This window comes from Nostoc sp., assembly GCF_036916735.1.
In the GTDB taxonomy this organism is placed as follows: domain Bacteria; phylum Cyanobacteriota; class Cyanobacteriia; order Cyanobacteriales; family Nostocaceae; genus Nostoc.
Window position 1 is genome coordinate 1 of record NZ_JBALFV010000124.1, and the last position, 13,178, is coordinate 13,178.

The 13,178-nt window shown below is 36.7% G+C and carries 9 protein-coding genes and 1 tRNA gene; 4 read left to right on the top strand and 6 right to left on the bottom strand.

Annotated elements, in window-relative coordinates; genetic code table 11:
- Positions 1-571: 571 nt before the first annotated feature.
- Positions 572-2,785 carry a GumC family protein gene (locus V7L20_RS31320; protein WP_334747819.1) on the top strand — a complete coding sequence of 738 codons (2,214 nt, stop codon included), beginning with the start codon at positions 572-574 and terminating at the stop codon, positions 2,783-2,785.
- Between the two features lie 833 nt (positions 2,786-3,618).
- Positions 3,619-4,764: a SpoIID/LytB domain-containing protein gene (locus V7L20_RS31325; RefSeq protein ID WP_334747820.1), complete on the top strand. Its 1,146-nt coding sequence runs from the start codon at positions 3,619-3,621 to the stop codon at positions 4,762-4,764.
- A gap of 68 nt (positions 4,765-4,832) precedes the next feature.
- Here V7L20_RS31325 and V7L20_RS31330 read toward each other — a convergent pair whose 3' ends face one another.
- Positions 4,833-6,131 carry a hypothetical protein gene (locus V7L20_RS31330; protein ID WP_334747821.1) on the bottom strand — a complete coding sequence of 433 codons (1,299 nt, stop codon included), beginning with the start codon at positions 6,129-6,131 and terminating at the stop codon, positions 4,833-4,835.
- 223 nt (positions 6,132-6,354) lie between these two features.
- On the opposite strand from V7L20_RS31330, the gene V7L20_RS31335 reads away from it, so the two are divergent.
- Positions 6,355-6,834: a hypothetical protein gene (locus V7L20_RS31335; protein WP_334747822.1), complete on the top strand. Its 480-nt coding sequence runs from the start codon at positions 6,355-6,357 to the stop codon at positions 6,832-6,834.
- Positions 6,835-6,922: 88 nt separating this feature from the next.
- On the opposite strand, the gene V7L20_RS31340 is transcribed toward V7L20_RS31335, so the two are convergent.
- From V7L20_RS31340 to V7L20_RS31360, 5 genes are all read right to left on the bottom strand, one after another.
- Positions 6,923-6,994 (bottom strand) — tRNA-Gln (locus tag V7L20_RS31340).
- A gap of 553 nt (positions 6,995-7,547) precedes the next feature.
- On the bottom strand, positions 7,548-8,426 hold the full coding sequence (locus tag V7L20_RS31345) for an FAD-binding protein (RefSeq protein WP_334747823.1): 879 nt from the start codon (positions 8,424-8,426) through the stop codon (positions 7,548-7,550).
- 125 nt (positions 8,427-8,551) lie between these two features.
- Complete coding sequence (locus V7L20_RS31350) at positions 8,552-9,658, bottom strand: polysaccharide pyruvyl transferase family protein (RefSeq protein WP_334747824.1); 1,107 nt, start codon at positions 9,656-9,658, stop codon at positions 8,552-8,554.
- Between the two features lie 173 nt (positions 9,659-9,831).
- Positions 9,832-11,313, bottom strand: coding sequence for a lipopolysaccharide biosynthesis protein (locus tag V7L20_RS31355; protein ID WP_334747825.1), 1,482 nt, complete (start codon positions 11,311-11,313; stop codon positions 9,832-9,834).
- 469 nt (positions 11,314-11,782) lie between these two features.
- Entirely contained in the window at positions 11,783-12,580 is a 798-nt protein-coding gene (locus tag V7L20_RS31360) for a WecB/TagA/CpsF family glycosyltransferase (RefSeq protein ID WP_334747826.1), read from the bottom strand.
- 524 nt (positions 12,581-13,104) lie between these two features.
- Here V7L20_RS31360 and V7L20_RS32950 point away from each other — a divergent pair.
- Positions 13,105-13,178: transposase-like zinc-binding domain-containing protein (locus V7L20_RS32950; RefSeq protein WP_442943554.1), on the top strand; the 74-nt coding region annotated here is incomplete at its 3' end.

Below are 13,178 nucleotides of genomic sequence, written 5' to 3' on the forward strand. Positions count from 1 at the left end.
TGAATAATTTTCGGGCGAGTCCAATCAGTTTTCCTATTGCTAGTTGAATAACATTACCGTTTTTTCTTTCCCCAAAGTAACAAAAGAGGGATAACTCATAACGTTCAGCAAATGGATAGCAATTTAGTTTGAGCAGTAAGTTAATTAGTTACTGAATAATTTACGGTTCACTAAGTGTATTAATAATCTACAAATACTATGGCTTAGATATTATTCTTAATGTTTTTCTTATATTACAAGTTATTCAAATAACTTTAGCAGTATATTAATATTGTCAATTAGAAAATTTTATACCTAAATACATAGAAAGAATAATTAATTTTTCGTCAAAAGTTTTCCTCTTTAAATAAAATATTTATTAAAAATTTATTCTTCCAACACTGATTAAGAATTTATATGCATGAATTGATGAACATGAAAGCGCCAGTTGGCATAATATTGTGCCAAATGAGCTTGTCATTGTTGGAAGAATAGTTAAGTATGCTATTGCGGCTACAGGTGTAAAAAAATTTAACATTTATTATAAATCTTCCAAATAAATATAATGTTTCGATATTAGAGGAGTTTGATAGTGGCTAAGACTAGTCTGAATCAAGAGCAAAAGATTACTACTTCAGCACAACGCGCAGTTGACATCAGACAACTATCTACTATTTTGCTTCGCCGACGTCTGCTGATCTTGGGGATTTCCTTTGTAGTTATTTCAGCTGCTAGCCTCCTAGCTTTGATTGCCAAACCTATTTACCAGAGCAATATGCAGATATTGGTGAATTCCAATTTATCTGAAGGCGCACAGTCAAATAATATTCCACCAACAGAAGACACCAACGTTACCAATCGCAATTCTCAAGTTGTTGATTCCACTATTCAGATGAAACTCATGCTGAGTTCTAAGTTGCTTCAGAAAGCGGTAGATTTACTTTATTCTGATTATCCTGATATTACCTTAGAGTATATCAATGGTCGAACAGAACAGAACAAAAAAGCACCTCTAGAAGTAACTCCAGAAAAGGGAGGTATAGGAGCTAATAAAGTTTTTAATCAAGTATTTAAAGTTTCCTTCAGTGATGACGATCCAGTTAAAACACAAAAAGTACTTCAAGCTTTACAAAAAGTCTATCAAAACTACAATAAAGAGCAACGAAAAGAACGTCTAAATCAAGGGCTGGCTTTTGTAAATGCTCGCCTACCTGAAATAAAAAAAGAGGTGAGTAAAGATGAGAAAAATTTGGAACAGTTTCGCAATAAACATAAAATACTTGATCCCGAAGTCCAAAGTAAAATCCTGCTAGAATCTCTAGCTGATATTCAAAAACAGCTACAAAGTACTCGTGCCAAACTTGAAGATGTAAATGCTCGCTACGATAATCTAGAGCAACAAATAGCGTCCTCGTCTCAGCAAAATGCACTATTTTCTTCTCGTTTAAATCAGTCAATTCGTTATCAAACACTATTGAGTGAAATTCAAAAAACTGAACTAGTTTTGGCTAAGGAACGGCTGCGCTATACAGACGATTACCCATCGGTACAGAAACTAAAGCAGCAACGCCAAAGTCAACTGTTGCTATTACAAGAAGAGGTGAAAGCTATTACTAGTAGCAGTAATGGAGAAACGCACTTCAAAGAGCAAATCGTAGGGGTTGAGCCAAAGCTATTAGACGAGTTAATTTTGGTACAGACAACTGTCTTAGGATTAACTGCTAATGAAAAAAATCTAGCCGAGTCAGAACAGCGACTTCGCTCTGAATTAAACAAATACCCAAGCTTAATAGCAGAGTATAATCGTCTATTGCCAAAGGTAGAAACTAGTCGTAAAACCCTTGAACAATTACTCCAAGCGCAACAGTCTTTGGGGTTGAAAATTGCTCGGGAAGGATATACCTGGCAAGTTTTAGCAGAACCTGCTCTGGGTACTTATATGGGGAGTAACAGATTATTATTTATGGTTGGAGGGGTGGTAATTGGCCCGATTCTAGGTATCTTAGCAGCTTTAATTTTGGAAAAGTTTAATGACGCTATTTATTGTGTCGGAGATTTAAAGAAACTGACGAACCTACGTGTTCTGGGGTCGGTACCAAAACTACCGTCGTATAGTATCAAAAAGCGGCGGCTGACCCTGCCTTGGAATGGGCAGCGAAGCTCAGATTCTTCGATAATAGAAGCCAGTATTAGATTACCTGTCCATGAAACCCTGGACATGATCTACCAAAATATTCAAATATTAAAATATCCCTTACCTTTCAAGTCGTTGATGTTGACTTCAACACTACCAGGGGAAGGGAAGACAACTTTAGTATTAGGGCTTGTAGCTAGCGCTACCCGAATGCATCGACGGGTATTAGTTATTGATGCTAATTTACATAATCCTAGCCTGCACAAAATCCTGGAACTATCCAATGACTGGGGACTATCTCTGTTATTGGTTGATGAGACGACAACTCATTTTCAAGATTATATCCAGCCTATTCACCCCTATATTGATATTTTGACTGCTGGGCCTGAAGCAGAAGACACGGTAAAGTTGCTCAGTTCTCAACGGATGAAAGAACTAATTGAGTTGTTTGAGCAAAGTTATGACCTAGTACTGATAGATGCTCCACCTATTTTAGGTACAGTTGATGCCAGAATTGTGGCAGCTTTTTGTAATGGAATCGTAATGGTAGAGCGCATGGGGAAAGTGACCCAAACTGAACTGACTCAAGCAACAGAAATTTTGAGTAAGTTAAATTTAATTGGAATTATCGCTAATGAAGTGAGCAATTCTAAAAATGTATTGGCATCGTAGACTGAAGAAGACACGGGGGACTGATTTCCCCGCGTCCTCTTTTGGACGATACCCCGCGTGTATTCATATTCAGAACAATTTCAAGATGGGGTTGGAGCATTCATGAGAGGTTAAGGTCGTATACCATTTGTCAATAAGCAATAGTACTTAAAATATTACTGAAATCGGGGTTATCAACAGAATTTTTGAGCAGGCGATGCCTACGCGTCATCTTGATAGGCAAGATTCATTGTTGACCCATCAGTTCAGTACAAGAGTTAAGTTAATACCTCAAATTTTTCAAATTTTCAGCATAATTTATAATTGACAAAAGTAAGATTGTCTTAATCTCTCACCGATGGGGTTGGAGTAACTTCTAAATGAGATTGTTGATGACGTTGCGATAAAACGCCATTGCGTACTGGTCGATATTTAGGTGGGTGCGGGCTAAGTATGATCGCGTTTCGTGGTAGACAAATTCAGTACAACGGAATAGTTTCTTCGCCCATTCCCAGTCTTGATCGCCAGGGCGTTGAGTTTGAACTTGGGTTTTGCCGTAGAGGGTATATTCGATCGAGTAGGGGGTAAGTTGTTGCTCATGATTCTGACTGGAGCTTTCCGAGTCTTCGGCTTTGCTCCTGAATTCTGACGAATCTATTTTTCTTCAAAATCCAAAATTGATTAACATAGGTTTTTTGGCTGGTATTATGAGCTTGTGCTACCTGAGAGCTAAAGCAAAATGCATAATTAGTAGGAGGTGGCAACCTCCTGCGTTGGAGAACTGTCTCATCTTAAAGTAGTAGACGCCATAATTTGGGGTGTCAATTAGATACTAATGTGATTAGATGATCAGCATGAAATTCCAACTTTACTTAGGCTTTTTATTTTCCCATGTTAAAGTACGTTATTGGTGGGTGAGTGTCCTCTTGTGGATTGCTTTGGTTGCCCCAGCTCAAGCGTCTGTAATTCTGCGCGTGGCAATTGAGAGAGGCGTTAATCAGGTAAAAGTGGGCAGTTCCACTACTGGGATCGTCAAGGATAGTACTGGCCGGACTCTCGGACAGTTGCCAGCGATGAGTGCATATTATGCTCAAGCTATTCCTGGCGGAGTTGCTTTAGATAAGTGGCAGTCTGGTTTATTTTGGATTGAGCCAACAGGTAAAGGATTCGTTTATATTGGCGATCGCTGGTATCGAGGTAGAACTCTGGTTGTTCCCACAGATAAAGGCTTAACGGCTGTTAACTGGGTTGATGATCAAGAGTATCTCTACAGCGTTCTCGGTGGCGAAATGGATGCTAGCTGGCCCCAAGAAGCTTTAAAAGCCCAGGCGATCGCAGCTCGCACCTACGCCCTCTACGAGCGAGAAAAACAACGAAGTAATCCCGTTTACGATTTAGGCAATACCCCCGATCGCTGGCAAATTTACAAAGGCGTTATCAGTGAAGCTCCTGCTACTTACAAAGCAGTTGATGAAACAGCAGGACAGGTACTAACTTACAAAAACCAGATTATTCTATCAGTTTTCCACGCTTGTTCTGGGGGGCATACCGAAAACGTTGAAGACGTTTGGGGAAGCAGCGAACCCTATCTACGTGCTGTTCAAGACTACGATCAAAATATCCGCGAGTGTAATTGGATAAAAACTTTCTCTCCTAGTGAGATTAGCGCTAAATTCCCTGAAGTTGGCACTGTCACAGCGATGATTCCCGAAACATACTCACCTTTTGGCAGTGTTAAAGTTTTGAAAATTGTCGGCAACAGGGGCACAAAGGTGTTACAAGGCGAGGTAGTGCGGACAGCCCTCAAGTTAAAAAGTACCCGCTTTAGCGTTACTAAGGGAGCGGATGGTAGTTTTGTACTTCAAGGGCTTGGCTTCGGTCATGCTTTGGGTATGAGTCAGTGGGGGGCGTACAATCTGGCCCGGCAGGGAGTAAACCACTTGCAAATTTTAGGGCATTATTATCAAGGTGTAGCCTTAACACCAATTCAGGCAAAGTAAGGAGAAAGTTAGGAGTTAGGAGTTTAAATAAATCTTAATTATTCACTCCTTACTCTCAACTCTTGACTCTATTCCCCACTCCCCCGTTCCAAGCGTTTTTGCCATTCAGTGTCAATTTTTGCGGAACGCTCAACTTCTTGGTCGAGTAAGTCAGTTTCGCTAGAATACACTAAATCTTCCTTGCTAATGACTTTTTCTGCTGCAAATTGTTGGGCATAGTCGATTTTTTGTTGCAAAGCTGCATCAGGACTTGCCAATATCCTTGCTCTGGAAAGGCGATCGCGGTTGCGATCGCCTATTTTGCGATTACGCCACCGAATCCAGAAATAACGCAATAACGGTATACCTAAAAAACCTGCTCCATAAGCCAATAGCAGCCAATAAATTCCTTGCACAAAAGCTATCAGTCCACCTAATTGGGCAGCAACAGTACCATCTTTCAACAAACTTCCCAGTACTAAAGCACCAACAAAATTTAGTACACCCAACCCAGTACTGAGCATAATTTGTCCTGAACTTGCAGCACTAAAACGCCAGAGAAATTCCTCCAAGTGATCTGATATTGCATAACGGCGCTTTTTAACTGCACTCACCTGCAACTCTGGGAAGTAATAAGCAATTTGGCCTTCTGGACTTACCCCCGGTTGCCCATTAAATCGCGTCAGAACGGGCAGCATATAATCTTCGTACTCTCTTGTATATCCTTGGCCAATGTCATCCAAATATGGGGCAATTTGTTCCGCTACCACTACACCACGGTTATTCCGAATCACCGTAGCAATTTCTTGCCACCGACGTTCTTCTAAGTTGGCGTTAGGATTACCATCGCCAAATAAAAACGAAAACACAGCTTCAAAGAAATTCAGATTGCTTTCTTCTTGCCTTTCACGTCGCCGTTCCTGATAGTGGGCATCATAATTTGGGCTAAGAGACCAAAATAAATTTGGAAAATAGAAGAAACCTCCACCGCCGTAATTACTGCCCCGATTGTCCCCGTTACGGTCTGAATTAGTAGAGGTAATGATAATGTAGATGGTAACAGTTATCAGAACGATGGAAATAGTTAAGAAAATTCCGAAAGAAATGCGAATCAGGTAAAACAAAACACTCCAGACCTTTTTCCACCATTCCTGCAATCGTAATCGGAAGTATTTATTACGCAAAATTGCTCGAAAATTTTGTGGAAAAAGGTAAACTATATCACCTGAATCCGCTACTTGCAAATGTCCCCCAGCATCAGATGCTAGGGCTAATAAGCTTTGATTAGCTTCAGCGATGTTCAATCCTGCTTGGGTTGCCACATCACCAACAGTGACACGGTAACCCAGTTTTTCCACAGCTTGCATGATGGTGGGACTAGGAGCCATTGCTCTCCCCTCCTGTTGAAACTTAATTCCCTTTTCTTAAGTATAAAGTTTTATTTGAAGCGACTTGGTAGGGGCAGGAATCAAGCATGAAATTATTAAGTATAGAAATTACATTAATTTGGCAAACCAACACCAAAGTATATTTATTAATAAATAAACGGACACGCAGTATGTTATAATTATTTGCCTCAGCTTGGTTAACCAGCAAATTTTCTGCTCAAATATGGTTCAATATACTCTCGCTCAAAGTCCAGAAATTATTCTTACTGTTTCTGGAAAAGATTCAGCAAAAGCTCGTGATAAAGCGATGGATCAGCTGATGGAACTGATGGATGCAGGAAAGCTATCCACGGAACTAGAAGAAGGATTTGGACCTCAACAATTAATTGAGGTTAAAGAGTCAACTATTGATACTGCTAGCGGTGAGGATAGCATTACACAAGCTGTCCAGGTTTTAAGTAACCTGGCTACACTCAAGCTGAAAGTTCAAGAATCACGAACTGAAGCACTGGAAATTCGCAAAACGGTTGATATTCTGTTCTCCGACGAATTGGTGACAGAAGAGGAAATTACTCGACTCAAGGAAGGTTTTAAAGTTCTCAAAAATTTTGCCCAAGCTAATGTGCGTTACCAAGAAGCGCGATCTAAAGCAAAACAGGCTCGGCAAACTCTGGATGAAGCTCTAAAATCGCCTGACAAGTGATATTTACAGACTTAGATGCATTTCAATGCATCTTAAAATGCAATTAAACACCTTAAAATACAGGCTTTTATGCCTGTATTTTGATTTACTGGGGCGCTAGGATTCGAACCTAGGGATGGCGGGACCAAAACCCGCTGCCTTACCACTTGGCTACGCCCCAACGACTTTACTCTAGTTAATATAGCAGTTAGACCTAGGTTGTTGTCAAGTACTTTTATAGTTAATTTCAGACAAGGGATTTTTATAGCAGAAGATTGATTGGTTTGAATTCTTGCTGTTAAAGTTAAGTTTACGCAAACAGGCAAAGGCAGAAAGTTCGACAAGGATAATACCTGTATGCTTTCGCATCTAAATAATCTTTTCTGTTGGAGTATGAATAAATTTGTCAAGGTAATCAGAGTATATCCTTATAATACTAAAAAAATAATCAATAGTGGAGGGAGCAGGGGAGGCGGGAGAGGTTCTTGAGGAAAGAGGGTTATTATTCAGTAATTTTTTCTCAAAAACAGCTTTTCTTGCCAAACTGCCCTCTGCCTGCCTCAACCAAAAAATTCCTTAACCGAACGGTATTAATAGTCATCTTGGATGAATGAACAATGTTGTGCCCTTAACCGTGTACTTCATTAACTTGAAATACGCTATCTTATATTTGTAACTATTTTCGCAAAAAACTCAAACTTTAGGCATTATTTAGTATTTTTTGCAGGAAGTAATTAATCAATTGTAATTAGTTCGAGAGCAATTTTTTGTCTAGTTATAAAATGCAAAATTTTAGCTATTTTAATCAGCATAATTATTGAATAGCTATTTTGTGATTTAGCGAGTATCCAGTTACTAGTTTTAGCTGAAAACATAGCTTTACCTATAGATAAACCTTTGAGTTTTTCTAGTATTGCATAGTTAGCAGCTTTGAATACCGAGCCACAGTTAGGTGCTGTATTATCTTGATGTTCCTTTGCCCAAATTTGCCTTGAAGTTAGAGGATTTTCGATGAATTTTGTTGGTTCAAACTTGAAAATTGCACTCAATATCAGTCTTGAGTGTATGCCAGTAAACATAGTTTCTCGATAATCTCGTACAATTTGACTATTTTCAAGTGTTTTTATACATCCATCCTCAAAGAAGGTTACACTTTCAACAAAGTCGTATATTGTACATCCATGTTGTCTTCCTCTGCCAGCGTTCATTGCTAATGCACCACCAATAGTTGCTGGTACAGATGCAAGATAATAGAAAGAATTCATAGAGTTTTGATAACAATACTTTAATACTTCCATTACTGAAGTAGAAGAAGATACTTCAAGTCTATTATCAGGTAAAGTATTTATGTACTTAGGTAGTTTATTTTTCAGTATCAATGATTGGATATTTTTTTTAACAAACAGCGTGTTAGAGCCATTTCCAATTATATAAACCTTTACTTTGTTTTCTTTGGCCCAATTACAGTAGTCCTGAAGGTCATCTACACTATTGATCTCTCCTACTCGCTCAAAGTAATGTCGTGTTCTATAGTGCGAAAGACTGTTTGATGTTAAAGACTCAATCTTTAAATTAGACATCTTAACTCTTTCTACTCCTTTTATATTTTTCATAAAGATAAACAGTTTGCTTATCATTTTGCAAACACGGCACAACTATGAAAGATCCGATTTATTTCAGTATTCATTGTTCTTTATTTCTGAATTTAATCTAATATTACTTGATTTTTACTATTGATTTATCCTTGTAAAATAGCTTCAATTAAATACTTTTTTGATTCCATAATTTTTGATTCTATAATATTAGATACTGATTCATAGTCAATATTAAAGATTTCCTTGTTGAATAATTGAGATTTTAATTTATCCGAAAATATCCGGTTTGTTAAACCAAAGTCATTAAGCAAATCTCTTACCTTGTTCGATTTATCGTTAGGAAGAAATACTGTAAAAGGTTTATTAAAAATCATAGAAAAGACAGTACCATGATAAGTATTAGTCACAATATAAAATGCTTCACTATGTAATCCAATCCATTCTTTCGGACTAGCACTTTCTAAATTTATTTGTGCTAAACGTTCGGATCTACCGACTGAAACTATAGTTAGATTTTGTTCTTGTGCCAGGAATTTGATAAACTCTTCTTCCTCGGCTTGAATCTCAGCTTGAATATACAATAGAAGATATTTATTTTTTATTTTTGGAGGTCTTTTCAATGCATCATACTTAATTAGGAAAGTAGGATCTAAAACTTTTATCGCTTTTTTATTGCATTCATTAGCAATAATTTCTCGACTATTAGAATCACGAACTAAAATTGTTTGAAACTGATTAATCAATGTGCATATTTCTTGTTGAGAAGTCCCTAATTTAGTTGTATTACCAAAACTTGCTGCATAACTTATCTTACGAGTAGTTTTATTGCTAACAAAGTCTAAAAAGAAAGAAGAATTATATCCTCTAAAGGAATCTATACACCATATTTGGTCACTGCCACATATTACTACATCATACTTATCATGATAATATTTAAGACCTTTTTTATCATAAAACTTTTTCTGGCTTAACTTAACATGAGAAAGCAGGAAGCGTCTCATTTTCCAGTTTCTTGAAATATAAATCAAAGATTTTTCATTAATCCGAATTTTCTTACTTTCACTATTGCTAGACTTTACCCTTTTGATCGGAAGTAAAGCTCTGAAATATATCCATGCTATTTTAAGAGGTCGATAGTCTATTATTTCAACATCATAGCTTTGACTCTTAAGAAAACTCCAAAGAGCACAAGCCTGGAGTGTTGCTCCGTAATTGTCTACATGGTGAAAAGTTAAAATTCCGATTTTCATCTTTGCTTCCTTTTGTAAACTATAAATTTCGCCTTAATTTTATAGCCAAAGTTTTGACTAATTAGTTTTATGAGATTTAAATATATTTTTTTAGTTGAAGTATCATATTTTTAAATATATAAAATTAATTATAAAGACATACTGCAATTCGCTATGATTTATACATAACAAAGTTACACTTTTGTTTTGATTTTAATATTAAAACTTTCTCCTAATTCAAGTAGCCTTCTGAAAAGCTTGGGCGATATTACTGAGAGAGTAAAAATATAAATCGAGATACCAAATATCCCTGAAATAGCTAGTAACATCCATGATACAAAAAACTTTCCTAAGAAATATTTAATAGTTAAGATAGTTACAACCATTGCTCCAGAAGCTACTAAAGGTACTATGTATAAACGCAGATAGTTATTTAAATTTATCTTAACAAGTTTATTTATAGCTAATAACGAAATAGGTAATATGAGGTAACCACGAATTACATAAGCAGATGCAACAGCTATAATACCTAATCTGACTACTAGAGCAAAACCAATGATATTAGTCACTGTATTTATCACTTGTATCCATAGCCTCCACGAAGGTTTTCCCAGCGCCAGAATGACAGAATTGTTATAAAAGAAAATGAGATGAACAGGACCAATAAGAGATAGTACTTGCAATACTGGAATGCTCTGAATCCACTGCTCACCAAAGAATACTTTTATAAATTCAGTTGCTAATACTGGTACACAAAGAAATATTGGGAAAGCAATAAGACTTGTGAATTGAGTAGCAGTATAAAAAGCGCTTAGTAATCGTTCTGGTTCTGCCTGTAACCTAGAAAATATTGGTAGTGCAACTTTAGTTGTAGTACTAATTAAAACCTGCATCATTACTAGCAGCAATTTATAGGCAACTGAGTAATAACCTAATGCAACCAGTCCTAGATAGTAGCCAATTAGTAAGTCATCGGCTCGGCGATTGAAAAAGTTAATTATATTAAACGCAGATATATTAATTCCAAAGTTAAAAAGTTCTTTAACATGTATGTTAGAAAATTGAAATCCTGGTCGCCAATTGCTAACTCGCCACAAGACTAAAACCTGTATAAAACTACCTGATAGTTGTTGACCTACGAGACTCCAAACGCCAAAGCCTAAAAAAGCCATCCAAATGCCAACTATTCCACCGATTATCACTGCTAATAGTGAGCGGATTGCTAAACTTTTAAAGGCAAACTGACGTTCAAGAACTGCTTGCTGTACGCTGCTTAATCCATTAAATATAAAGCTTATAGATAAGCATTGAATGATTGGTACTAACTGCGGCTGTTTAAAGAAATCAGCTGTTAATCCAGCACCAGCAATACTTAATACAGTTAAAAGTATACTGATTCCTAAAGTTGTCCAGAATGCAGTATTTAAATGCTCGGAATCTATCTCTTGACGTTGGATAATTGCTACAGAGAATCCTTGATCAACAAAAATTTGGACAAATTCAATAAATATAGATGCTAGCGCAATTAAACCAAACGTTTCTGGATTAAGTAAGCGAGCTAGAATAAAGAAAACAACTAAAGAGACTGCTTGGCGTCCCCAACTTTCCAGAATAGTCCAAATTACACTTTTAACAGCTTTTTGCCGTAAGTTTGATGAATCTTTAGGTGATTCCATTATATAGTTTACCGATGAAAGAACCTAGAGTGTATAGCTTTGATATTGCTAGCTATGAGCATCTGGATTATTTCTTTTCACGCCAATCATTTACACCTTATTTTATTTAGGTTTTAGTTATAATCAAAAATTTTTACTCCGAAAATAACATAAAAACTACGTAAAGTAACAATTACCGTGAAGAAAATATTTTTGAGCTTCAGTAATTCTTCATAGAAGAGTTTACCACAATCTTCTTGTAAATTCGCAGCAATTCAAGAAACTATTAGCATAAAAATTCCTGATGAGCCACCCTATTGAATTTTCATATAAAAGTCCCTGTTATTTATACTTTATCGTTTTGAGTGGTATATAAGTTTGCTAATCAGTTGTTAAGACAATATAAAATTTTTGATTTTTTTGGTTACTGAGTTTATATGTGTCTCATTAATGTTGTGTTCTAGTGAATACATATTCCCTTTGCTTTTGCTTAATCCCCAGTCTCGTGCAGGAAGACTGCTGCAATACGACTTGATGATAGTAGTTGCTTCGTAGCTAGCCATATAAATAGTGGAATAGTTTTAGCATAGCGACCGCAAAGTCGGCGTGGTTCTTGTATCCATCGATAGAGCCATTCAAGCCCTAAGTCTCGAACTACACGAGGTGCCCGCTTGTGAATTCCTGCATAAACTGGGAAAACTCCACCCAGTCCAATCATTACAGCTTGTATCTTACCCTTATGTTGAGCTATCCAATTTTCTTGCTTAGGACATCCCAGAGATACTAATACGGCGCTAGCACCACTAGAGTTAATCTTTTGAACCAAAGCTTCGTCTTCAGTTTCAGTTAGGGGACGAAAGGGTAAAGGTTCCATCGCCGCAATATTCATCTGTGGAAATTCCCGCTCTAACCTTTTTCGCATCCGAGAAAGAACTTCTGTTTGCGAACCTACAAAGAAAATACTAAGATTTTGTGTTTGAGTTAGCTGACACAATGTAAGGAAAATATCCATTCCTGCCACACGGTCTTGATAAAGCACTCCCATCTTTCGCATCATCCATACTAGAGGCATACCATCAGGAGTAACTATGTCTGCATTTCGTAATACGTTAGCAAACTCTGGATTCCAATGAGCTTCAATGAGCATGTGTACATTAGCTACATATACAGTTTTACTTTCACGCCTCCTTGCCCACTTCAGCATTGTTTGTACTTGCTCGTCAAAGCGTAAAGCAGTAATAGGAAAATCCAGTACTTTTTTAGTAGGTAGAAGCACTCTTGTCACCATCAATAACTCCTGTGTCCAAGAAAAAAATCCATAGATTATCTAGACCATTCCGAATATTCAATAATTCAGATAAGATGACTCCTAACTTTTTATAGCCTCGTGTCATCGTTGGAAGTTAACACATGGAGATGGAATTGCTTTTTTAGTATACTTTTGACTTAATCGTTAATATTAGAATTATTTGCTGTTGTGTCCTAGTTTACTGTTTTAAGCTATAAATTTCAGACGCTGCCTAACAAAATTCATACTTCCTTCATAATTAATTTTTGATTTGTTCATCTAAACATTACAATCACAATATATTCCTATAAAATATGTGGTTTTTTGTAGTATATTATACATTTTTAATTACATAGTAAAGTGAAATACTAGACACTCAACTTGCCTATTTTGATACGTAAATATGCGCTTAAGAGGTATAATTAAATTTAGTATAGTTTTTTCTTATGAATTTCCAAGTTTATTACAAATTTAATTTAGTCTATATATTGAAAAATCCCTAAATGGCGTTGCATAATTAAGGGATGAACTGTCCTAATTGTGCATCTAATCATGTCCGTAAGAACGGGCATCGTCGTGGTAAACAGAATTACATCTG